Raw genomic sequence first — 23,098 nt, forward strand, 5'->3', positions numbered from 1 at the left:
TTTTCTTGTTTGAAAAAACATTAATTTATTTTGGCCAGTTCATTTTTTGAAATAAATCCCAAACTACGATTCCTGCACTTACGGAGATATTCAAAGAATGTTTGGTGCCTAATTGTGGAATTTCAATACAACCATCACATAACGCCACTGCTTCTTGTGAAACGCCATGTACTTCATTTCCAAAAACTAAAGCATATTTTGCTCCTTTTTGAACTTTAAAATTTTGAAGAAAAACGGCACTCTCCACCTGTTCTATGGCGAGCGTCATTACATTTTCTGCTTTTAGTTTTTTGATAACTTCAAGAACATTTTCCTGATGTTCCCAAGTTACTGTTTCTGTTGCGCCCAGTGCTGTTTTATGGATTTCCTTATTTGGAGGTGTGGCTGTAATTCCACACAAATATATTTTTTCAATTAGAAACGCATCGGCAGTTCTAAATACGGATCCTATATTATGCAAACTGCGGATGTCGTCTAATACTAAAATCAGCGGTGTTTTTTCAGATTGTTTAAATGCTTCAATAGACTTTCGATCCAGTTCGCTGTTTTCTAGCTTTCTCATATTTTGTGAATTATTCAAAAAAAAAGCTTCCGAATTTAATGGAAGCTTTTGTGTGTATTAAGTAAAAATTTAGCTTTTTGAAGGTTCAGCGGCTAAAACATTTCCTTTTATTGTAAGTGTCTTGTTAGGCACAACCGCATTAGTTGTCAATGTTACTGTTTTAGTAAAAGCCTGGCCACCTCTGGAAGTGTCGTATTTTACTCCAATAACTCCTTTTGCTCCAGGAGCAATTGGTTCTTTAGGATAAGTAGGAACTGTACAACCACAAGATCCTTGAGCATTAGTAATTATTAAAGGTTTGTTACCGTTATTTGTGAAAACAAATTCGCGTTTACCATCAGAGTTATGGGCAATCGTACCGTAGTCAATAGTTTCAGTTACGAAAACCATTCCTGCACCATTTACTTTTGCAGTAGCCACTTTAGTATTTGTTGCTTTTAATTTTTTTGAAGTTTCTTGTGCAGTAGAAGTTACAACTCCTAAAACAACTAGCATAGCTAGGGTAATTATTTTTTTCATATCTATTTATATTTAAAAGTGTATACAAATCTAAATAAAAAATAGAAATTAAAACTTAAATCTTTCTTAAAATAGTTTAATTTTTTGAACTCCTTATTTATTTGTTTTTAAATATATAAATTCGCTGATATTTTTTTCATTTTTTAAACACTCATACAATTGGCATCTAAAGATAAAGTAGTTAAGGAAACTCCGTTAATGAAGCAGTACAATGAAATAAAAAGAAAGTATCCTGATGCTTGTCTTTTGTTTCGCGTCGGAGATTTTTATGAGACATTTGGAGAAGACGCAGTTCGTGCTTCAAAAATTTTAGGAATTGTCCTAACTAAGCGTGGAGCGGGCTCTGAGACTGAAACGGCTCTGGCTGGTTTTCCGCATCATTCCCTGAATACATACTTGCCAAAATTAGTAAAAGCAGGGCTTCGTGTGGCAATTTGCGATCAGCTCGAAGATCCAAAAATGACTAAAACTATCGTGAAACGTGGCGTTACGGAACTGGTGACGCCCGGTGTTTCAATGAATGATGAGGTGTTACAATCTAAAACTAATAACTTTTTAGCTTCCATTTTCTTTGCCAATAAATCAATAGGAATTTCCTTTTTAGATGTTTCTACAGGTGAGTTTTTAACGGCACAAGGAAATGCAGAATATATCGATAAATTGCTGCAGAATTTTAACCCAAGTGAGGTTCTGATTCCTAAAAATAATAAAAATGATTTTCGGGAAATTTTCGGGGATGACTATCATAGCTTTTATCTGGAAGATTGGATTTACAAAGAAGATTATGCATTCGAAACCTTAACCAAGCATTTTCAAACCGTTTCTTTGAAAGGATTTGGAATCGAAGAACTGAAAGAAGGAATTATTGCTTCGGGTGCAATTTTGTATTATTTATCCGAAACGCAACACAATAGAGTGCAACATATCACGGCCATTCAGCGTATTGCCGAAGACGCTTATGTTTGGATGGATCGTTTCACCATTCGAAATCTGGAGTTGTACCACAGTTACAATCCCAATGCGGTAACGCTTCTTGATGTTATTGATAAAACGCTTTCCCCGATGGGCGGTCGTTTGTTGAAACGCTGGTTGGCATTGCCATTGAAAGACAGCCATAAAATACAGAGCCGCCATCAAGTGGTTTCTTATTTAAAAGACAATCCAGCCGTGCTGAAAAACATTCAGAATCAGATCAAGCAAATTTCTGATTTGGAACGTTTGATTTCGAAAATTGCAGCTGGAAAAGTATCCCCTCGCGAAGTGGTTTATTTAAAAGAGTCCTTGGATGCCATTATTCCAATAAAAACTTTGGCTTTAGGAAGCCCGCAAGAAGCCGTAAAAATAATCGGTGACAGTTTGCACAGTTGCGAATTATTACGTGAAAAAATCAAAACCGTTTTAAATCAAGATGCTCCCGTGGCTATTGCCAAAGGAAACGCGATCGCCAAAGGAATCAATGCAGAATTAGACGATTTACGTGCAATATCAACTTCCGGAAAGGAATTTTTGGACGGAATCGAAAAACGCGAATCACAGTTGACAGGAATTTCGTCTTTGAAAATATCTTTCAACAACGTTTTTGGTTATTATATCGAAGTGAGAAACCTGCATAAAGATAAAGTGCCTGCTGAATGGATTCGAAAGCAAACCTTAATCAATGCGGAACGTTACATTACTGAGGAATTAAAAGAGTACGAAACTAAAATCCTTGGTGCCGAAGAGAAAATTCATAAAATAGAAGTAGAGTTATTCGAGCAATTAGTCAATTGGATTGCTACATATATAAAACCAGTTCAGATGAACGCTAATTTGGTGGCCCAGTTGGATTGTTTGTGTTCTTTTACCCAATTGGCAATCGAAAATAAATATGTTTGTCCAGAACTAGACGAAACGTTCGAACTGGAAATCAAAAACGGAAGGCATCCAGTCATTGAGAAACAATTACCGGTTGGCATGCCTTATATTGCCAATGATGTGTTCTTGGATCGTGAAACGCAACAATTGATCATGATCACGGGGCCTAATATGTCTGGAAAGTCAGCTATTTTACGTCAAACCGCATTAATTGTGCTCTTGTGTCAAATGGGGAGTTTTGTCCCTGCAGACAGTGTGAGAATGGGAATTGTCGATAAAATATTTACCAGAGTAGGCGCCAGTGATAATATTTCGATGGGAGAATCTACATTTATGGTCGAAATGAATGAAACAGCTTCTATCTTGAACAATATTTCCGATCGGAGTTTGGTGCTGTTGGATGAAATTGGAAGAGGAACGAGTACCTATGACGGAATTTCAATCGCTTGGGCCATTGCGGAGTTTTTACATGAACATCCTTCAAAACCCAAAACATTATTCGCCACGCATTATCATGAGCTGAATGAAATGAGTGAATCACTACCAAGAATTCAGAATTATAATGTGGCGGTCAAAGAATTGAAAGATACAGTGCTTTTTATTCGAAAATTGGTAAAAGGAGGAAGTGCCCACAGTTTTGGAATACATGTGGCAAAAATGGCCGGAATGCCTCAAATCGTCATTTTGAAAGCACAGAAACTATTAAAAAAATTAGAAAAAAATCATTCGAGTGATGCGTTGAACGGAATTAAAGCTGCAAAGGACGAAATGCAAATGAGTTTCTTTAATCTGGACGATCCTTTATTGGAGGAAATCAAAGAAGAGATCTTAAATCTGGATATCAATACCATTACACCTATGGAAGCGCTGATGAAACTCAATGAAATTAAAAGAATGTTGACCAGAAAATAGTTTTGCAAGTTTTAAAGTAGACGTTATCAGAAGGTTAAGATTTATGTGTAATTTTTTTGTAAAAAAGGCTTGTGTAATTCAATAAATGTCCTAAATTTGCATCCGCAATACAGAACAAGTATCGCGGTTCTTTCTAAAAATTGAAAATGCGAAAATAGCTCAGTTGGTAGAGCGCGACCTTGCCAAGGTCGAGGTCGCGGGTTCGAGCCCCGTTTTTCGCTCGACACCACATAATGCTCGGATGGTGAAATTGGTAGACACGCTGGACTTAAAATCCAGTGAACAGCAATGTTCGTGCGGGTTCAAGTCCCGCTCTGAGTACTAAAAAAGCTTCAAACTATGTTTGGAGCTTTTTTTATTTTACAACAAATCCATCTTTAGTTTGTGCCACTTATGAAAAACCTTATCGGTTGGCGTTTTTAGAGTGGCTTAAAAGCAATAATAATCAGTATTGAGGCTTTGGCTTCAATGATGCAATTCATTTCAAAGTAGATTATGGGAGCTTTTGTAATTAGTAAACGATATAACGACGAATATAAATTTGTTTTTACCTCAAGAAAAGGAAAAGTTGTTTTTACAAGTTTAAGTTATGAACTCAAGTTTGAGTGCGAAGAAGATATTGAAAAATTTAAAACTTCTATGCATTCCGCTGACTTTTTAAAATTTAAATCTACAAGTGGGAAATTCTATTTTAAATTGATGATAGGAGCAAATCATTTTGCAACCAGTAGAAAATATACCACATCGTTGCGTTTGCAAAAAGGAATTGATGAAATTGTACGATATGGGGCAAATTCAGAGGTATTAGATTTCTCTGGAAATGATTTTGTATTTATTGATTAAACCTCTTAGATGAGTATATAAAGAAGGTCTTGACTAATTTGTTATGACTCTCTTTTTGTTTTCCTACAGATCAATAATTGAATCTTGGAATAAAGCTCAAATTAATTTAAAATATTTTTAAAATAAAACAAAAAAAAGCCGCGCAATGCGCAGCTTATTTTTCAGTGTAATTTTAAAAATTACTTACTTTCTGGAGTAACAGCAGTTGTGTCAGTAACAATAGTTGTAGAATCAGTAACTACAGCAACAGTGTCAAGAACTACAGCAGTAGTGTCTACAGCTACAGTGTCTTCAGCAGGAGCGTCAGCTTTTTTACATGATACAACAGTCAAAACAGCAACAGCAGCTAAACTTAAAAATACTTTTTTCATCTTAATTTAATATAAAAGGTTAATTATTAATTCGTGGCAAAGATATAAATTTTTTAATACGTAAAATATTTTTTTATTTTTTTTTTAAAAAATAATATTTTTTGTCAACGCCGAAACAAATTACAATTATTATGCCAGTTACGGCAAATAATTATTAAATGCGTTATATCAATGTTAACTCCTTGATTTTAGTTTAAGTTTTTCTTTTTCAGCGGTTTGCTTTTCTTTGGATGAACCAATTTCAGTTCACTTATCAAGTTTTTTGCACCCGCATATTTATCCATAATAAACAATACGTAGCGTATGTCAACCATAATGTTTCTACAAATACTAGGGTCGTAATAGATATCGCTCATAGTTCCTTCCCAAACCCTGTCAAAATTAAGTCCTATTAAGTTTCCGTTAGCGTCTATCGCAGGGCTTCCTGAGTTGCCTCCCGTAGTGTGATTTGTACCAATAAAACATACCGGCATTTTTCCGTTTTCACCATATGGACCGTAATCTTTAGTTTTATAGAGATCTATCAATTTGGTAGGAACATCAAATTCATAATCTCCGGGAATGTATTTCTCCATTACGCCATCTAAATAGGTTACAGGTTTGTAAAACGTAGCATCTTTCGGTTCATATCCTTTTACTTTTCCATAAGTAATTCGTAATGTGCTATTGGCATCGGGAAAAATTCTGCTGTCTTTATTTAATTCCAATTGCGCTTTCATATAGGTACGTTGTAATGCTGTGATCTTTAAATTGATTTCGTCGTATTTTGGTGCGATTTCTATCAAGTATTTATCAGCTAATTCTTTCACCATCAGAAAACCGGGGTCATTATTTAAACTTGTCAATACGGTTTGTACATCGCCAGTTAATAAATCTTTCAGACCTGCATAATTTTTAAGTTTGGATTTGGTATATATTTCCGAGGCCAAACTTTTAGAATTCACTTGAAGTAAACTTTGGGTTAAGAATTGTTTTGGAGATTTGGTAGCATACAATTCAATCAACTGTTCAAAAACTTTTTCATCAACAGTTGCATTAAAATCTTTGTAAAAAGCTTCCTGACCCGTTACTAAATTGTTTTTTCGATCTGTGAACGCTTGTTCTCCTTTGGTTTTGTAAACTTGCTCCAGCTGATATAATTTATAACCAACACTTAGTAATTCGGTGTTCAGTTGTACCACTTCTGTAAAATAATCTCTGGCAGCGGCATAGGGCGCTATTTCTTCATAGTTTTTTTCGAAATCAGCTAATAATCTACCGTATTCTTTTTCTTTGCCTGCTTTGGTTATTTTCTGCTGAAAGGCTTTTTCAGATTCTCGTTTAATAGCAATGGCATTTGATTTTTTTAATCCTTGAGTCTCGCCAATCCATTTTTTCCAATAATTAGCAATTCGGGCATATTTTGAGGCGTATTGAATTTTAATAGCATTGTCTTTTCTCATGAAGCCATCGGCTACTTTCAATGCTTTATCTCTAATTTCAATTTTAGCCGGATTTAATTCGTTTACAATTTGCTCAATCGCAACAGAAGGTAAATATTCATTCGTTTTTCCCGGATAGCCAAAAACCAATGTAAAATCATCTTCGGCTACGCCATCAAGTGAAATTGGCAGAAAGTGTTTTGGAGTGTACGGAACATTGTCTTTTGCATAAGGAGCAGGACGATTGTTTTTATCAGCATAAATTCTAAACAAGGAAAAATCTCCCGTATGACGCGGCCAAACCCAGTTATCTGTATCAGAACCAAATTTTCCTATTGAGGATGGCGGAGCACCAACTAAACGCACATCAGTAAAGGTTTCCGTTACAAATAGCATGTATTGATTGCCTTCATAAAACGTACGAATTTTATTTTCCTGCCAATTTTCCTTTGGTAACGAATTAGTAAGTGCCGTAATATTCTCTTGAATTTTCTTTTGTTTTTCTGATTCGCTGGTCAAAGCAATAGTTCCCTCTAAAACTAATGTGGTTACATCTTCAATTTTCACAATAAAGGCAACGGTTAAGTTTTTATTAGGCAATTCGTCTTCCATTTTGTACGCCCAAAAACCATCCGTCAGGTAATCATTATCTACCGTAGAGTGCGATTGAATTTGCGAAAACCCGCAATGGTGATTCGTTAAAATTAATCCCTTAGGAGAAATAACTTCGGAGGTACAGCCACCATTAAAGTGTGGAACCGCATCTTTTAAACTCGATTGATTAACATCATAAATCTCCTTCACAGACATTTTCATGCCTAAATTTTTCATTTCTGTTTCATTCATTCCCTTCAAAAGCGAAGGAATCCACATTCCGCCCTGTTGCGCTTGCGACTGAATGAAAAATAATAATAAGACTAATTTTAAAAATTTCATGGTAATTAATTTAGGGTGTGATTTTATTTAATTTTATATTTCATCAGTTTTCTATTGTGCAACTCAAAACGACTTGTAAGGTACAATTTTTGTGCTTTTTCGTTATGCTGTTCCACTTCCAGATAAATTAGTTTCAACGATAGTTTTTGACTTTCACTTTGAACGAATTCAAGGGCTTTGGTGCCCAATCCTTTTCCTCTCATTTTTTTGATAAGAAATAATTCGTCTAAAAAAGCAATTTTTCCTTGGTATTCAAAACTAAAAATAAAGGTGAGAATAATATATCCTACGATTTCATTATCGGATAAAATGAGCCATGATTGTCCCAGATTTTCATTGGAAATAAATTCTTGCAATAACGCTTTAGAAACGTCAATATTAATGGGGTAATTGTCAATTGCATAAAACTCTTGCATCATGGGTACAATCGTTTCAACGTCAGTGAGGACTAATGGTTTAAATTGAATCATTCAAGATGTGTTTTAGAATAATAGCTGTAGCTCCTTTATTCATTTGTACAAAAGTGCTGCACATATGTCCTTTTTCGTGCCGTATATCGTCATTCCTGATGAGGTTTGTCAGTGCGTCGTCAAGCTCTTTACTATCGGTAATAGCAATACACGCTTCCATATTAACCAATGCGGTTGCTTCTGCAAAATGCGAATAGTTGGGGCCGATGAGTATTGGAACTCCAAAGGTTGCCGGTTCCAATACGTTATGAACTCCGGGGTTTCCAAAACCACCGCCTACATACACAATATCGGCATAACTGTATATTTTTGTCAAAACACCAACGGTGTCAATTATAAAAACGTCAAAATCAGCAAGGTTTTTTCCTTCTTTTTCAGAGAATAAAACGGTTTTTTTAGTGATGTTGTTTTGTAACTGCTGAATTTGTTCGTTTTTAATATTATGTGGCGCAATGATAAATTTGACCTTTACGGTATTCGAATTAATGAAATCCGCTATTATATTTTCATCTTTCGGCCAAGAACTTCCTACGACAATAGTTATTGTATCGTCTTTAAATTGAGAAATATAATCCAAGGAATTGTCTTTTTCTAAAATTGCGACAACGCGGTCAAATCGAGTGTCTCCAGAAACGGAAACATTCGTTTTTCCTACTTGTTGCAGTAATTTTTTTGACGTTTCATTTTGCACAAAAAAGTACGTGAATGCATTTAATGCGTCTCTGTAAAAGCCACCATACCATTTGAAAAACAGTTGATTTTCTCTAAGAATTCCCGAAATTAAATAGGTTTTGGTATTTCGTTTTTTGAGTTCCGCTAAATAATTGGGCCAATATTCATATTTGATAAAAAACACTAAATCCGGATGAAGGAGTTTTAAAAATTGCTGTGCATTTTTCTTGGTGTCCAAAGGCAAATAAACAGTGACATCAGCAACGGTATTATTTTTACGCACTTCATAACCGGAAGGCGAAAAAAAAGTAATGACGATTTTATGGGATGGGAATTGTTCTTTTATTTTTTCAATCACAGGCAGGCCTTGCTCATACTCTCCTAATGAGGCGGCATGAAACCAGATTGTTTTGTCGGTAGGTTTTATTTTTTGTACCAATGTTGTGAAAACCTGTTTTCGACCTTCTACGAAAAGTTTAATTTTTGGACTGAAAAGAGCCACTATTTTTAATAAAAATGTAGCAATTTGAACAAGTAACGTATAAAGAAAAAGCATCATCAAAATTTTGGGCTAAAATACGTTTTCTTTAGGTTTGTTTCTCCCGAAGAAATATATAAATTTTGGTTGCTAGGAACCCACTTTTTATTTCATTGGAATAATATCTTTTTTATTGTGGGTTGCATTGGTTTAAACTCATAAATTGCTATTTTTGTTACTCGTTTTAAGAAAGCGATTGTTGTTTCTTAAAACCTTAAAATAACGTCACTCTGAGCGTGAGCGCAGTCGAAAGGCGAACTTTAACAAAAATTTCAATGAAAAAAATCCAAATGGTTGACTTAAAAAGTCAATATAATAAAATTGCAGCTACTGTAAATGCCTCTATTCAGGAGGTTCTGGACACAAATACTTATATTAATGGGCCTCAAGTTCATCAGTTTCAAAAATCTTTAGAAGAATATCTTGACGTAAAACACGTTATTCCGTGCGCTAATGGAACCGATGCATTGCAAATTGCAATGATGGGATTAGATTTAAAGCCAGGAGATGAAGTAATCACTGCTGATTTTACTTTTGCAGCGACAGTGGAAGTAATTGCATTACTGCAATTGACTCCCGTTTTAGTCGATGTAGATATGTACAATATGAATATCTCTATCGAAGGGATTAAAAAAGCGATTACACCAAAAACAAAAGCGATTGTTCCTGTACATTTGTTTGGCCGTGCCGCCAATATGGAAGCTATTATGGCGATCGCCAAAGAATATAATTTATATGTTATTGAAGATAATGCGCAAGCCATTGGTGCCAATTGCAAATTTTCGGATGGAACAAAAAAGAAAGCAGGAACGATTGGACATGTTGGTGCGACTTCATTTTTTCCTTCCAAAAACCTGGGATGTTATGGCGATGGCGGAGCAATTTTTACAAATGAAGATGCATTAGCGCACAAACTTCGCGGCATTGTAAACCACGGAATGTATGAACGATACCACCATGATGTAGTGGGGGTGAATTCACGTTTAGACAGTATTCAGGCGGCGGTTTTGAATGCTAAATTACCTTTATTAGATCAGTACAGCAAAGCCAGACAAGATGCAGCCCGAAAATATTCGATTGCTTTTGAAGGACATAAAAATATCATAGCACCAAGCATTTGTGATATTTGTGATTGCCATGTTTTTCACCAATATACCTTGCGAATTATTGATGCTGATAGAAATGGCTTACTGAAATATTTGTTAGACAAAGGCATTCCATGTGCTATTTATTATCCAATTCCGTTGCATTCACAAAAAGCATATCTGGATTCTCGTTACAAAGAAGAAGATTTTCCCGTTACCAATCAATTGGTTAAAGAAGTAATTTCGTTACCGATGCATACAGAATTGGATGACGAGCAAATTAAGTTTATCACAGATAGCGTTTTAGCATTTTTGAAATAATGTAGAGACGCGATTTATCGCGTCTTTTTTTACAAAGAATAGTAATAAGATACTATTTAAAAAAAGGAACTATGAAAATACTAGTTACAGGAGGTTTAGGATTTATTGGTTCACACACTGTTGTAGAATTGCAAAATGAAGGTTTTGAAGTAGTAGTTATAGATAATTTATCAAACACTTCATTGGATGTCTTAGATGGAATTCAAAATATTACCGGAAAAGTTCCGGCATTCGAAAAATTAGATTTACGCGACAAGGATAAAGTTCAGGACTTTTTTAAAAGGCATGACGATATTTCAGGCGTCATACATTTTGCAGCTTCAAAGGCGGTGGGTGAAAGCGTGGCGAATCCATTGTTGTATTATGAAAACAACATCCATACTTTAGTTTATATTTTACAGGAATTACAGCAAAAACCAGAGGCGAATTTTATTTTTAGTTCCTCTTGTACGGTTTATGGTCAAGCTGAAACAATGCCTATTACAGAAAATGCTTCGATTCAAACGGCCATGTCTCCCTACGGAAACACAAAACAAATAGGAGAAGAAATCATTACCGATACCGCCAAAGTAACGAATGTCAATGCCATTTTATTGCGTTATTTTAATCCAATTGGCGCACATCCATCTACTGAAATCGGAGAACTGCCTATTGGAGTTCCTCAGAATTTAGTGCCTTTTATTACGCAAACTGGTTTTGGCTTACGCAAAGAATTAGCAGTTTATGGAAATGATTACCCTACTCCTGACGGTACAGCAGTGCGGGATTATATTCACGTAGTAGATTTGGCGAAAGCCCACGTGATTGCGTTGCAACGATTATTGAATAAAAAAAATACCGATAAAGTAGAAACTTTTAATTTGGGAACTGGAACAGGAAGCTCCGTTTTAGAGGTGATACATACTTTCGAAAAAGTAAGCGGTAAAAAACTGCCGTACAAAATAGTAGCACGTAGAGAAGGCGATATTACCTCGGCTTACGCCAATACAGATAAAGCCAATACGGTTCTGGGATGGAAAGCACAATCCACGCTTGAAGAAGCGATGGCCAGTGCTTGGAAATGGGAACAGAAATTAAGGAAGTAAAAAAGGAGGCTATGTACAGGCCTCCTTTTATGGAATTATTTTTTTGCTGCTTCTTTTAATTTTTCAGCGGCCTGATTCATTTTGTCAGCTCCTTTTTTAAGAACTTCTCCTGCTTTTATCCTGGTAGAATCAGCGGCAGCATCAACTTTTACTGCCGCAGTATCGATAGCGTCTTCCATTTCATTACCAACGGCTTCTCTAGCTTCTTTTACTTCCTCTTTTGTTTCTTCTTTGCAAGAAGTCATTAAAGTGGCAACAAATGCTAATCCTAAAAGTGCTTTTTTCATTATTTTCATTTTAAAAAATTGATAGTTGAGTGAATTCATTGTATAAAGGTAAACAAAATCTCCACAAACATACGTTTAGAAAATTTCGCTTATTGGCAACAAATGACTGCTATTTTATACATTAGCAGTAACCGCTTCTCTGTCAATTTTCCCGATTAATCCAGCTAATACTTTTCCAGGACCTACTTCCGTAAATAAAGTTGCTCCGTCTTTTATCATTTGTTGTACAGACTGCGTCCATTTTACCGGAGCAGTTAATTGGATGATTAGGTTTTTTTTAATTTCGGCTGGATCAGAAACTGCGGCAGCCGTTACGTTTTGGTACACCGGACAAATAGGAGTAGAGAACGTCGTTTTTTCAATAGCTGCAGCCAGTTCTTCCCGAGCGGGTTCCATCATTGGAGAATGAAAAGCACCACCCACCGGTAACAATAATGCGCGTTTTGCACCAGCAACTTTCATGGCTTCACAGGCTTTTTCTACTGCTGATGTTTCTCCTGAAATTACTAATTGTCCCGGGCAGTTGTAATTTGCAGCTACTACAATTCCGTCAATCGAAGCACAAACTTCTTCTACAATATTGTCGGCCAATCCTAAAACGGCGGCCATTGTTGAGGGTTTTATTTCGCAGGCTTTTTGCATTGCCAAAGCGCGTTGTGAAACCAGTTTTAATCCGTCTTCAAAAGATAAAGCACCATTTGCTACTAAAGCTGAGAATTCACCTAATGAATGTCCTGCTACCATTTCTGGTTTGAAATCCTCACCTAACGTTTTTGCTAAAATCACCGAATGCAAGAAAACGGCCGGTTGTGTCACTTTGGTTTCTTTCAATTCTTCGGCTGTTCCTTCAAACATGATGTCTGTAATGCGGAAACCTAAAATTGCATTGGCTTTCTCGAATAATTCTTTTGCAAGCGCAGAAGTTTCATATAAGTCTTTACCCATTCCTGTGAATTGTGCGCCTTGACCTGGAAATACATATGCTCTCATGTGTCTAATTTAAAGATTGAAAAATTTAAAGATTGAAAAATTAATTTTACTTGGGCTGCAAAAATACTGTTTTTTGCGGTACTGTAAATAAGGTTCCTGTTTTCTTTAAAATTGACACTTTCATTAGTGTAACATTTATAAGCATTAAAGACTAATGTTTCATATATAAAGACTAAAATATTATGAAAAAGATCTTCACCATTGTATTCTTACTCCTTTTTGGGTTTTTGCTTTTTTACATCAACCTGCCAGTAATTAATTATGGATTTACGGGTTTTGCGATAATCTTGTTATTATTAGTTATTCTCGGGATCTTGTTTTCCCTTGGACTAACCGTTTCGCAACAAACGAAACAAGTCAAAATTGTGTCCCGGCCTCATAAAATTTTGTATGTTTTGGCAGGAGTGCTTTTAGTGTATTGTATCGCACTTCCTTTTGCGACCAGCCTAAAAATGTTTAGAAGCAACTCGTATCAAAAATTAATAGGCGAGGTTAAAAATGGCCAAAAAATAACCAACCATATTGCTCCCATTTCTATTGATAAAATCCGTGTGGTCGATGAGGAATTAGCGCATCTTTTGGGAGAGAAAATTTTAGGTTCTCAACCCGCTTTGGGAAGTCAAGTAGAATTAGGGGAATTTTTCATCCAAAAAGTAAATAACAACTTGTACTGGGTTGCGCCATTACTGCATTCGGGTTTTTTAAAATGGTTTAACAACCAAGAAGGAACCGCGGGATATGTTATGGTTTCTGCAACAAATGAACGCGATGTAAAACTAGTTCAGAGTTTAGGAAGAAAGGAGATTAAGATAAAGTATCAACCAGGAGCGTACTTCCAAAGTGACATTCACAGACATGTTTACTTTAATGGAAATGCTACTGTTGGTTTGGCTGATTTTAGTTTTGAGATTGATGATGCTGGAAATCCGTTTTGGATTGTTACAAAATATGTAAAAAAAATTGGTTTCTCAGGAAAAGACGCTGTAGGTGTAATCGTGGTTGATGCGCAATCTGGAGCTACAACGGAATATATAATAGCTAAAACTCCAAAATGGGTGGATCGAATTCAGCCTTTGGATTTCGTAGAAGATCAATTGAATAATTGGGGTGAATATGTTCATGGATATTGGAATTTTTCCAATGCAGATAAACTTAAAATTACCGAAGGATTGACATTGGTTTACGGAAAAGACAATAAATCCTATTGGTATACCGGATTGACTTCGGTCGGGAAAGAGGAATCTGCTGTGGGTTTTGTATTGGTGGACACCAGAACCAAAGAAACAACCTTTTATAAACAAGGTGGCGCTACGGAGTTTGCTGCTCAAAGCTCTGCACAAGGAAAAGTACAGGAAAAAGGATATAAAGCGTCGTTGCCTATTCCGTATAATATCAATAACATTCCCACGTATGTAATGACGCTTAAAGATGACGGCGGATTAGTTAAAATGTTTGCGATGGTGGCCATTTCAGATTATACTATTGTGGGCGTGGGCAATACGATGCGAGAAACCTTGACTTCGTTTAAAAACGTCTATAATATGGCGGATAATAAAATAAACCCAAATAGTGTTTCTAACAAGAAATTATTAAAATCAGTTGTAACCCGAATTCAGAATGATGTGAAAAACGGGAATAGCTTTTATTATTTTAAGGTGAAAGATTATCCTAATATTTTTGTGGGTTCGTCACAAATATCCAATCAATTGCCGGTGACAATGGTGGGTGACAGTGTAAAAATTTCTTTTGATGTAGACATGGAAGAAGTGATTGATGTTTCGAGTTTTGAAAATATCAATCTGAAAGTGAGTATGATACCGAAGTAATTCAAAAGGGCTCAAAGAATTTTCTTTAAGCCCTTTTTTTATTTTTTGGGTAGTAATTTAAATGAGGTGACTTTGAATTTATTGTCCACCACTTTACCAACGACTTCCGCTTTTCTTATAGCAGCACAAAAGCCGTCACTGGCATGCGCATCACCATGGGAGTCGATGGAACTTCCGTCAACAAAATAGGATTTTCCGTCGATGCGAACGGCTAATTCACAACCGTGCCCTTCCATTCCAAATTGGCATTGTCCGCAGGAAGCTTCGACAATTTGAGGTTTTGGTTCTTCTTTTTTATCTTGGGCACTTGCAAGTGTTGCGGAGAATAAAATAGCTAAGTATAGTATCTTTTTCATAAATGATTAAATTTTTACTTTAGCTAAGATACTGGTTTTTTACTTCACAATAATCTGGAAAGACAAATATTGATAGAAGCCATTGCAATAATCACAACAGTCATAATTGAAATAATTCTTAATTAAAAGCTTCGGTTAAAAAGAATTGGGCAAGAACATAGGTGGCAATTCTGGGGGTTACAATCAAATTTAAAGGTTCAGGAAAAACTTTCGAATGGTTAGACGATAACTCACAAGATGATAAAAGGGAACGCTGATGACACTGATTTAGTGGATTTTTCTTCATCTTGTTTTCGTTGTAATATTGGAACTTTATTAACTGTAATTACGAATGCACGGTAATCAACCTGGCTGCATTTTTTGCTTTTTCTACCACTTCTTCAATTGGAGTTTCTACGGTATCACTCACTAAAGCCACTGCCATTCTACGGTACGGTCTTGACGTTGGTTTGCCAAAAATCCTGAAATCAGTTTTGGGTAAAGCCGCAATTTTTTCAATCCCAGAAAAGGTAGGATTTGTGGAGTTTTCCGAAGCTAAAATGACTGCACTGGCTCCCGCTTTTTCTAATGTGATTTCGAAAATAGGCAAACTTAAAATAGCGCGTAAATGCAGTTCAAATTCATTGAAGTTTTGTGTTCCGGCTAATGTTACCATTCCGGTATCATGCGGACGAGGCGATAATTCTGAGAAATAAACACCATCATCAGTCAAGAAAAATTCGACTCCAAAAAGTCCTGCGCCACCCAAAGCTTCTGTTACTTTTTCGGCCATGTCTTGCGCTTCGTATAAATCCTTGTCGGAAATCCTCGCGGGTTGCCAGCTTTCCTGATAATCGCCACGCTCTTGGCGATGACCAATTGGTGCACAAAAAAGTGTCGGATTATTGTTTTGAACAACGGTTAATAAAGTAATCTCCGAATTGAATTTGACAAACGCTTCTACAATCACTTCTACGACATCTCCACGGGAACCTTCCACAGCGTACTTCCATGCTTTTTCGACATCGGCTTCGGTTTTTATGGTGGATTGTCCTTTTCCGGACGAAGACATTAAGGGTTTTACCACGCAGGGCATTCCAACGGCTTCAACGCCTTTTTGTAATTCCTCGGCAGTAGTGGCGTAGCGGTAGTTTGCGGTTTTTAATCCTAATTCTTTAGAAGCTAAATCACGGATTGCTTTTCTGTTCATCGTGAAGTTTGCCGCTTTCGCAGAAGGAACTACGGTAATTCCTTGCTTTTCATAGTCATAAAAACGCTCGGTTCTGATGGCTTCTATTTCTGGAACAATAAAATCAGGTTTATGTTTGGCGACGATTCGGTCTAAGGCTTCTCCGTCGAGCATATTGATGACTTCAAAATCATGGGCAACTTGCATAGCCGGAGCATTTTCGTAACTGTCAACTGCAATTACGATTTGCCCGATGCGTTGTGCAGCGATTGTAAATTCTTTACCTAATTCGCCTGAGCCGAGAAGTAGTATTTTCATATTTATCTTGTTAGGGACAGATTTCGAGCTGTCCGTACTGTTTGAGTAATGCAGTTAAAATTCTATTATTCCCGGAGTGATAACGGTGAAATTAAATGATTGTAAAGTTCTTATAAATTATTTGAGATTTCTAATTCAGAAAGGAGTTTTTTGAAATAAAACTATCCAAATAAAACGGATGATTTAGAAAGGAAGAATGTAGTTGAGGATCTCTTTTTTTATAATCTGAGTTCGATTATTGAACTATTGATTTTATTGTTGTTCGTAATCCTGCAAGGTTCCCAAAACCTTGTAGGTGTTATTTTTTTAGATTTACATACCTACAAGGTCAAAAAAGATCTTGCAGGACTTAAATTTCATTAAAAATCAAATTTTCAAGAGTTTATTAACTGTGGCTCATTTTTACTGTTTTGATGCAGATTCTCTACAAACTTTGCCCGAAAGTAAGAAGATTATGATCTGGATCCAATATCGAAAATTCTTTTTGTCCCCAAGGTTTGATTTCCAAAGGACCATTGGGATGAATGGTAACGCCGTTGTTCAAGAAGTTTTTATAAACGGTTTCAATAACCTGCACCCGAATGTAAACTTGACCATAATTCTCAGCAGGATTAATGGTAGCAAATTCAAAAAAATGAATTTCAATGGTGTCTTTTTGCACCATTAAATACCCGTCAAAGTTTGCACTACCCAATTCCTGAAAACCCAATTGGTTCACGTAAAAATCCCGTGTAATTGCTTTGTTGCGCATGGGTAACTTTGGGTTTATGGCGGTTAGCATGATTTTTGGGTTTAATGTGAATAAGGAATTGTTTTTTAAAATAGAGTGCTTGAGTTTACTAGGTTTCTCTTAGTATTAAACATTTATTTTTTCTGATTTTTTTTTATAAATATTTCAAGTGACATTTAAACGTTCTCGCGCTACAAGCAGGCTGGGAGTAAGGAAGCCTAATGCTTCGGAATATAACAATTTTCTGCTGATGCAAAATCATCATTCAGTGTTAGCTGTTGTTTTTTTTCTCTAATTCTATTAACTCTTGTATTTTCTTTTTTGTTGCAAATCGATTAATTATAATGTGTGACTCAAATACAATTATAAATGGAACTTCGATTCCTGTAACATCAACTACTTTACAATTGTTAGGGATTTCAAATTCAGTTTTGATATGTCCATCTTGATTTTTAGTTTCTTCATTTATTTTTATAAATTCATTGGTAAGTTCTTTTGATTTTATACTTGAAGTTAAATATTCCCATCCTTCCATTTCTCCAATATATCTTAATCGCTCGTCAGATATTGGCATAATTAAATAATTCCACCTTCCAAATGAAGATTTCCAATTATTAAACCTCCTTGGGTACCATTTGCTACTATTTTTTGAGCTATTAATTTGTCTAATTCTTCTAAAGTTAATTCGAAATAATCCTTAAAATCTTTTTCGCACCAAGTCCATTCTCCAATTTTCATTTTCTTACAAAAATTTAAACAAGTATTTCCAAGTATCATATTCCTTGATTTATGTGATGTTTTTCTTTCCGATTTCTAAAGTATAATAGTTTCTGTCTTTTGATATTAGTTTAATTTCAATTTCGTGTTCTGAATAAACTGCTCTTAATGTTTTGATTATGTCTGCTGTATATGAAGAATTTTCAATTTCCAATTTTTCTCCATCAAGATTTTCAAGCCAAATTAAATCACTTGTTTTGTTATAATAGTTACTTACGTTTTCTTTTTCTACGACTTTTATCTTTAATTTTGACTTATCCAACTTGTTTTCAGAATAGTAACGTAAATACCAATTTGTTTTTGGACTGTATTTTGACAATATTTTTTTCAACCATTCATCTTCGTATTCTTTTTGGCTATCAAGAATTGCTCCTTTATCCACGTACATTTTTATTTTTAATGTAATGTAATTACTGTCAATTTCAATTACCTCATTCTCAACGAATAAATAATCTGTGTTTTCAAGATGAGTATTTATAAACTTATTATTTGTTGAACCGATTATTCCACTTCCGCCAACAGAACCTTTTGCATATAAATTTATGATTTGTGAATTAGGTTTATTCCAAATATTTAGCTCTTGTCCAATTTCGATTTGGTATTCACTTTTAATTCTATTAAATCTAACATTACCTTCAAAAGGTAATTTTTCTGAACTTTTCGTTGTTCCAAATAAAAATGAAAAAAATCCCATATTTCTAATGTTTTATCTCCTGTTCTGCGCTAAAATAACAGCCAACTCGTTTATACAGGCCATAAACTTGCTCCAGTCCACCTAAAGTAGGGTGGGTTTGTGCAACAAAAAAGAGTTTAATTTATTTTCTTAAAAATATAAAATTTAAAACATAAATCATCAGAAATTTCATTGTTTTTCTGTTTGTGTTGATAATCATAGGCGCAGCACACGAACATTCCGTACTAGATTAGGATAAATAGATTTTAGCAAGGTGTGCGTGAGGGAGTGCAGCGGAAATCCTTTATATTTTTTCTTTAAAAATATAAAGATTGTAGCGAAAAGCCCGACCCTTGTGGTCACGCCCAAATAGTAAAAAGCCCCAAGAAAATCTTGAGGCTTTGTTTGTATACTGGAAGTTGGATTTTTGACTTTCCAACTTTCAACTTTATGACTTTTGACTATAGAGCCACCGCTTCTTTAATTCGGCGTAAGGCTTCAATTAGCAATTCTTCGCTGGTTGCGTAAGAAAAACGGATACAGCTTGGATTTCCAAATGCGTCACCGGTTACAGTTGCTACATTAGCTTCGCCCAAAAGATACATAGAAAAATCATTGGCATCCTTGATAAACGTTCCTCTTAGTGTTTTTCCGAAGAAAGAAGAAACGTCTGGGAATACATAAAAAGCACCTTCGGGAACGTTGATTTTTACTCCTGGAATGTCTTTTAATAATCCAACGACTAAATCTCTACGGCTATGGAAAGCGTCCACCATGTGTTTTAGAACACTTGGATCAGCATCAACAGCAGTAATGGTAGCGCGTTGAGCAATACTATTGGCACCGCTTGTTACTTGACCTTGAATTTTTGTACACGCTTTAGCGATGAATTCAGGAGCTCCAATATATCCAATTCTCCATCCTGTCATGGCGAAAGCTTTTGCTACTCCATTCACGGTGATTGTTCTTTCTAACATTCCCGGGATGGATGCGATGCTGCAAAAAGTTCCGGAGAAATTAATGTGCTCGTAGATTTCGTCAGCAACAACATATACGTGAGGGTGTTTTTCCAACACTTTGGCAAGAGCCGTTAATTCTTCTCTGTTGTATACCGATCCGCTTGGGTTACAAGGAGAACTGAACCACATCATTTTTGTTTTTGGTGTGATAGCTGCCTCTAATTGTTCTGGTGTGATTTTGAAATCGGTATCTACAGAAGTCGGAACTTCTACAGGAACTCCGCCTGATAATTTTACAATTTCGAAATACGAAACCCAGTAAGGAGCCGGTAAAATTACTTCGTCACCATCGTTTAGCATTACTTGTGCGATGTTGTATAACGATTGTTTTGCTCCTGTTGATACTACAATTTGAGAGGGTTTGTACTCTAAATCATTGTCTCTTTTAAATTTTCTACAGATTGCTTCTTTTAATTCTAGATATCCTTCTACTGGAGAATAGGTGCTGTAGTTTTCGTCAATCGCTTTTTTTGCCGCTTCTTTGATGAAGTCAGGCGTATTAAAATCAGGTTCACCTAAGCTTAAACTGATAATGTCTTTTCCTTGTAATTTTAATTCTCTGGCCAAAGCAGCCATTGCTAATGTTTGAGAAGTAGATAAATTGTTTATTCTATCGGATAATGGATTCATTCGTAATAGGTTGTAGTTAGTTTTTTATTTAATTTATTCGATAGGTCGATGTGCAACACATCATCTCTACCAAAGACACTTTTAGGTAAGCTCAGGTTTCATTCCCAACTCTTTTAAATGTTTGAAATGGGCAATAACAGCACTTCGCATTGTTTTGTATTCATAGTAGGGCAAGTTGCATTCTTCTGCAGTTTCTTTTACGATTTTTGCAATTTTGCCATAATGTACGTGGCTGATATTTGGAAAAATATGGTGCTCAATTTGGTGATTCAGTCCGCCAGTATACCAGTTTACAATTTTGTTTTTTGGAGCAAAATTAGTTGTGGTAAACAATTGGTGGATAGCCCAAGTATTGTCCATTTCGCCTAATTCATTTGGAGATGGATTAGTTGTTTCCTCAACAACGTGTGCCAATTGGAACACAACACTTAAAATTAAACCGGCAGTATAATGCATGATAAAAAATCCTATAAAAACTTTCCACCACGTGATTCCAATAACAATTGGTAACACGATCCAAATAGAAACGTAAATTATTTTAGTGATGATTAACGTCGTCCAAAGTGTTTTTGGGCTTTTTGCTTCACCATACGATAATTTTCTTTTCAAGTAGCTTCTCATCTGTTTGAAGTCAGTTGTGATGGCCCAGTTGAACGTTAATAATCCATATAAAAACACCGAATAATATTGCTGAAAACGATGAAAATTGTACCATGTTGCTTCTTTTGTAAAACGAATCACACGTCCGGCATCTAAATCCTCATCATGACCTGGAATGTTTGTGTACGTATGGTGCAAAACATTGTGTTGAACTTGCCAGTTGTAGACATTTCCTGCCAGAACATAAATAGTTCCACCCATGAATTTGTTAACCCAAGTTTTATTAGAATAGGAGCCATGATTTCCATCATGCATGACATTCATTCCCACTCCAGCCATTCCAATTCCCATAACAATTGTTAATAGAAGATGTGCCCAAAAAGGCATACCTAATGTCAGAATTAAAAAATAAGGCGCCAGGAAAACCGAAAAGAGAATCATGGTTTTTACATATAGTTTCCAGTTCCCTGTTTTTTGTATGTTGTTTTCTTTAAAGTAGTTGTTAACCCGTGAGTTAAGTGTTCTAAAAAACTTTAGGCTATCTTGCTTAGCAAATGTTGGTGCACTATTAGTCATATATTTTTAATAAAGTTCAAAGGTAATTATTATAAATTTTTGGATATACAAAATTGAGATAAATATTTTAACTCTAAAGTATTACTTTTGTTAAAAAAAAATTAATAGATGGACGAGATTCTTAAGTATTTTCCTGATTTAACTGATATTCAAAAAGAGCAGTTCGAAAAGCTCGATTTTTTATACCACGATTGGAATGAAAAAATCAATATTATTTCGAGAAAAGATATCGATGCTTTATATACCAAACATATTTTGCACTCGTTGGGAATAGCCAAAATAATAAAATTTGAACCGGGAACTTATGTTCTTGATGTGGGAACTGGCGGTGGATTTCCGGGAATTCCATTAGCAATTCTTTTTCCAGAAACACGTTTTTATTTGATTGACATTATTGCCAAAAAAATCAAAGTGGTTCAGGCTGTTGCCGAAGGATTGGGATTGAAAAATGTAAAAGCGGAGCAATTGCGCGCCGAAAATGTAAAAGGAGATTTCGATTTTATCGTGAGCCGCGCCGTGACGAATATGCCGGATTTTGTTTCTTGGGTGAAAACTAAAATCAAGAAGAACAATAAACATGAATTAAAAAATGGAATTTTGTATTTAAAAGGTGGCGATCTAACCGAAGAATTAAAGGACTTTCCAAAATCAACAGAATATAATTTATCCGATTTTTTCAAAGATGAATTCTTTGAAACTAAAAAAGTGGTGCATGTGCCGTTGAAGTTTTCGGTTTAAAAGCAATTACTGAATTGTTAAAGTCTTCACTTTTGAAAACTATTTTGGTGTTTTTTAGTAAATTTGTTAAGCTTTAGTAATAGCGACATATACAGTGTAAAAGCAGTCTTTTGGGTTAATTTTTAAAAATAGAACAATATGTATACAACGTATCATTTAGCATCCGCACAAGATATTAATACCGATATTTTAGAGGCAATTAAAATTGCTTTTAAATCAAGACCTATCATAATCACAATTGAGGAAGAAGAAGATTTTGAGCTTACCGAAGAGATGAAAGCGATTTTAGAGGATAGACTAATGGAAGATGGAAGCGATTATCTTTCCGCCGAAGAATCTATTTGTCAGCTAAAGTCGAAATATGATTTATAAAATTATCGTTTCGCCTCGTGCTCAAAATGAAATTATCAAGGCAATAGATTTCTATAGTTTACATAGTGTTTATGCTCCAAATAATTTTATATTACAACTGCAAAAAGGCTATAAAATTTTAGCGATAAGTCCTTTTTTTAAAATCTACTATAAAGGTGTAAGAGCATTAAAACTAAAAAAATCCCCGTATTCCCTTTATTATGCAATTGACGAAAAACAAGGGTGCATTCGTGTTCTCTCCTGTTTTCATAACAAAATAAATCCTAAAAAAAGACCGTAGTGTTGATGTGATTTAAGCTGCTTTTTTGAGACTAAGAAGGTGGTGCATTTGCCGTTGAAGTTTACGAATTAGGATTTAAAGCAAACCCCACAAGAATTCAAAATCATTTGAATTCTTGTGGGGTTTTTAAATCTAAAATCAAGAATTTTTATTCGAAAATCCTCAATCT

24 protein-coding genes and 2 tRNA genes are annotated in these 23,098 nt (G+C 35.3%); 10 read left to right on the forward strand and 16 right to left on the reverse strand.

Features of this window, described 5'->3' with window-relative positions:
• Positions 1 to 25 precede the first annotated feature (25 nt).
• Together ACNQGJ_RS03995 and ACNQGJ_RS04000 are read right to left on the reverse strand one after the other, a co-directional pair.
• The gene (locus tag ACNQGJ_RS03995) at positions 26 to 562 is read right to left on the reverse strand and encodes an RNA methyltransferase (protein WP_417969842.1); all 537 of its coding nucleotides are present in this window, start codon (positions 560 to 562) and stop codon (positions 26 to 28) included.
• A gap of 69 nt (positions 563 to 631) precedes the next feature.
• Complete coding sequence (locus tag ACNQGJ_RS04000; RefSeq protein WP_417969841.1) at positions 632 to 1,081, reverse strand: DUF1573 domain-containing protein; 450 nt, start codon at positions 1,079 to 1,081, stop codon at positions 632 to 634.
• Positions 1,082 to 1,240: 159 nt separating this feature from the next.
• Between ACNQGJ_RS04000 and mutS the strand changes: the two genes are divergently transcribed.
• The 4 genes from mutS to ACNQGJ_RS04020 all read left to right on the forward strand — a co-directional run bounded on the left by mutS (position 1,241) and on the right by ACNQGJ_RS04020 (position 4,690).
• Positions 1,241 to 3,847, forward strand: a complete 2,607-nt coding sequence (mutS, locus tag ACNQGJ_RS04005; RefSeq protein ID WP_417969840.1) for a DNA mismatch repair protein MutS — start codon at positions 1,241 to 1,243, stop codon at positions 3,845 to 3,847.
• Between the two features lie 148 nt (positions 3,848 to 3,995).
• Positions 3,996 to 4,068: transfer RNA gene (locus tag ACNQGJ_RS04010), tRNA-Gly, on the forward strand.
• Between the two features lie 14 nt (positions 4,069 to 4,082).
• Positions 4,083 to 4,168, forward strand: a tRNA-Leu gene (locus ACNQGJ_RS04015).
• 174 nt (positions 4,169 to 4,342) lie between these two features.
• A complete protein-coding gene (locus ACNQGJ_RS04020; RefSeq protein ID WP_417969838.1) occupies positions 4,343 to 4,690 on the forward strand; it encodes a YegP family protein in 348 nt (115 codons plus the stop codon).
• 179 nt (positions 4,691 to 4,869) lie between these two features.
• Here the strand turns inward: ACNQGJ_RS04020 and ACNQGJ_RS04025 are convergent, their stop codons facing one another.
• The 4 genes from ACNQGJ_RS04025 to ACNQGJ_RS04040 all read right to left on the reverse strand — a co-directional run bounded on the left by ACNQGJ_RS04025 (position 4,870) and on the right by ACNQGJ_RS04040 (position 9,116).
• Positions 4,870 to 5,061 carry a hypothetical protein gene (locus ACNQGJ_RS04025; RefSeq protein WP_417969836.1) on the reverse strand — a complete coding sequence of 64 codons (192 nt, stop codon included), beginning with the start codon at positions 5,059 to 5,061 and terminating at the stop codon, positions 4,870 to 4,872.
• A gap of 188 nt (positions 5,062 to 5,249) precedes the next feature.
• Positions 5,250 to 7,418, reverse strand: coding sequence for a S46 family peptidase (locus ACNQGJ_RS04030; protein WP_417969834.1), 2,169 nt, complete (start codon positions 7,416 to 7,418; stop codon positions 5,250 to 5,252).
• A 23-nt stretch (positions 7,419 to 7,441) separates the two neighbouring features.
• Positions 7,442 to 7,888, reverse strand: coding sequence for a GNAT family N-acetyltransferase (locus ACNQGJ_RS04035; RefSeq protein ID WP_417969832.1), 447 nt, complete (start codon positions 7,886 to 7,888; stop codon positions 7,442 to 7,444).
• Positions 7,875 to 9,116, reverse strand: coding sequence for a 3-deoxy-D-manno-octulosonic acid transferase (locus ACNQGJ_RS04040; RefSeq protein ID WP_417971344.1), 1,242 nt, complete (start codon positions 9,114 to 9,116; stop codon positions 7,875 to 7,877). Before ACNQGJ_RS04040 ends, ACNQGJ_RS04035 begins: the two co-directional genes overlap by 14 nt.
• A 257-nt stretch (positions 9,117 to 9,373) precedes the next feature.
• Here ACNQGJ_RS04040 and ACNQGJ_RS04045 point away from each other — a divergent pair, with 257 nt between their 5' ends.
• On the forward strand, positions 9,374 to 10,504 hold the full coding sequence (locus ACNQGJ_RS04045; RefSeq protein ID WP_417969830.1) for a DegT/DnrJ/EryC1/StrS family aminotransferase: 1,131 nt from the start codon (positions 9,374 to 9,376) through the stop codon (positions 10,502 to 10,504).
• Positions 10,505 to 10,575: 71 nt separating this feature from the next.
• Positions 10,576 to 11,589, forward strand: coding sequence for a UDP-glucose 4-epimerase GalE (gene galE / locus ACNQGJ_RS04050; RefSeq protein ID WP_417969828.1), 1,014 nt, complete (start codon positions 10,576 to 10,578; stop codon positions 11,587 to 11,589).
• A gap of 35 nt (positions 11,590 to 11,624) precedes the next feature.
• Here the strand turns inward: galE and ACNQGJ_RS04055 are convergent, their stop codons facing one another.
• Together ACNQGJ_RS04055 and fabD are read right to left on the reverse strand one after the other, a co-directional pair.
• Positions 11,625 to 11,876, reverse strand: coding sequence for a hypothetical protein (locus ACNQGJ_RS04055; RefSeq protein WP_417969826.1), 252 nt, complete (start codon positions 11,874 to 11,876; stop codon positions 11,625 to 11,627).
• Positions 11,877 to 11,990: 114 nt separating this feature from the next.
• Entirely contained in the window at positions 11,991 to 12,866 is an 876-nt protein-coding gene (gene fabD / locus ACNQGJ_RS04060) for an ACP S-malonyltransferase (RefSeq protein WP_417969824.1), read from the reverse strand.
• A 182-nt stretch (positions 12,867 to 13,048) separates the two neighbouring features.
• On the opposite strand from fabD, the gene ACNQGJ_RS04065 reads away from it, so the two are divergent.
• Positions 13,049 to 14,692 (forward strand): hypothetical protein, encoded by a 1,644-nt coding sequence (locus ACNQGJ_RS04065; RefSeq protein ID WP_417969822.1) that lies wholly within the window; start codon positions 13,049 to 13,051, stop codon positions 14,690 to 14,692.
• 38 nt (positions 14,693 to 14,730) lie between these two features.
• On the opposite strand, the gene ACNQGJ_RS04070 is transcribed toward ACNQGJ_RS04065, so the two are convergent.
• The 8 genes from ACNQGJ_RS04070 to ACNQGJ_RS04105 form a co-directional block, all read right to left on the reverse strand.
• On the reverse strand, positions 14,731 to 15,048 hold the full coding sequence (locus ACNQGJ_RS04070) for a DUF6370 family protein (protein WP_091165475.1): 318 nt from the start codon (positions 15,046 to 15,048) through the stop codon (positions 14,731 to 14,733).
• A 325-nt stretch (positions 15,049 to 15,373) separates the two neighbouring features.
• Positions 15,374 to 16,534, reverse strand: a complete 1,161-nt coding sequence (gene purT / locus ACNQGJ_RS04075; RefSeq protein WP_417969820.1) for a formate-dependent phosphoribosylglycinamide formyltransferase — start codon at positions 16,532 to 16,534, stop codon at positions 15,374 to 15,376.
• Positions 16,535 to 16,958: 424 nt separating this feature from the next.
• Positions 16,959 to 17,315: a bleomycin resistance protein gene (locus ACNQGJ_RS04080; protein ID WP_417969818.1), complete on the reverse strand. Its 357-nt coding sequence runs from the start codon at positions 17,313 to 17,315 to the stop codon at positions 16,959 to 16,961.
• Positions 17,316 to 17,535: 220 nt separating this feature from the next.
• Positions 17,536 to 17,838, reverse strand: coding sequence for a hypothetical protein (locus ACNQGJ_RS04085; RefSeq protein WP_417969816.1), 303 nt, complete (start codon positions 17,836 to 17,838; stop codon positions 17,536 to 17,538).
• Positions 17,839 to 17,840: 2 nt separating this feature from the next.
• A complete protein-coding gene (locus tag ACNQGJ_RS04090) occupies positions 17,841 to 18,002 on the reverse strand; it encodes a hypothetical protein (RefSeq protein WP_417969815.1) in 162 nt (53 codons plus the stop codon).
• A gap of 49 nt (positions 18,003 to 18,051) precedes the next feature.
• Positions 18,052 to 18,735 carry a hypothetical protein gene (locus tag ACNQGJ_RS04095; RefSeq protein WP_417969813.1) on the reverse strand — a complete coding sequence of 228 codons (684 nt, stop codon included), beginning with the start codon at positions 18,733 to 18,735 and terminating at the stop codon, positions 18,052 to 18,054.
• A 440-nt stretch (positions 18,736 to 19,175) separates the two neighbouring features.
• Positions 19,176 to 20,363, reverse strand: coding sequence for a pyridoxal phosphate-dependent aminotransferase (locus ACNQGJ_RS04100; RefSeq protein WP_417969811.1), 1,188 nt, complete (start codon positions 20,361 to 20,363; stop codon positions 19,176 to 19,178).
• Between the two features lie 81 nt (positions 20,364 to 20,444).
• Complete coding sequence (locus ACNQGJ_RS04105) at positions 20,445 to 21,539, reverse strand: fatty acid desaturase family protein (protein WP_417969809.1); 1,095 nt, start codon at positions 21,537 to 21,539, stop codon at positions 20,445 to 20,447.
• Positions 21,540 to 21,647: 108 nt separating this feature from the next.
• On the opposite strand from ACNQGJ_RS04105, the gene rsmG reads away from it, so the two are divergent.
• The 3 genes from rsmG (at position 21,648) to ACNQGJ_RS04120 (ending at position 22,929) form a co-directional block, all read left to right on the forward strand.
• Positions 21,648 to 22,277, forward strand: a complete 630-nt coding sequence (gene rsmG / locus ACNQGJ_RS04110; RefSeq protein ID WP_417969807.1) for a 16S rRNA (guanine(527)-N(7))-methyltransferase RsmG — start codon at positions 21,648 to 21,650, stop codon at positions 22,275 to 22,277.
• 138 nt (positions 22,278 to 22,415) lie between these two features.
• Positions 22,416 to 22,649, forward strand: a complete 234-nt coding sequence (locus ACNQGJ_RS04115; RefSeq protein ID WP_417969805.1) for a hypothetical protein — start codon at positions 22,416 to 22,418, stop codon at positions 22,647 to 22,649.
• Positions 22,639 to 22,929: a type II toxin-antitoxin system RelE/ParE family toxin gene (locus tag ACNQGJ_RS04120; protein WP_417969803.1), complete on the forward strand. Its 291-nt coding sequence runs from the start codon at positions 22,639 to 22,641 to the stop codon at positions 22,927 to 22,929. Before ACNQGJ_RS04115 ends, ACNQGJ_RS04120 begins: the two co-directional genes overlap by 11 nt.
• The last annotated feature ends 169 nt before the right edge of the window (positions 22,930 to 23,098 follow it).

Origin of the sequence: Flavobacterium cryophilum, assembly GCF_048286555.1 — a bacterium.
Taxonomy (GTDB): domain Bacteria; phylum Bacteroidota; class Bacteroidia; order Flavobacteriales; family Flavobacteriaceae; genus Flavobacterium.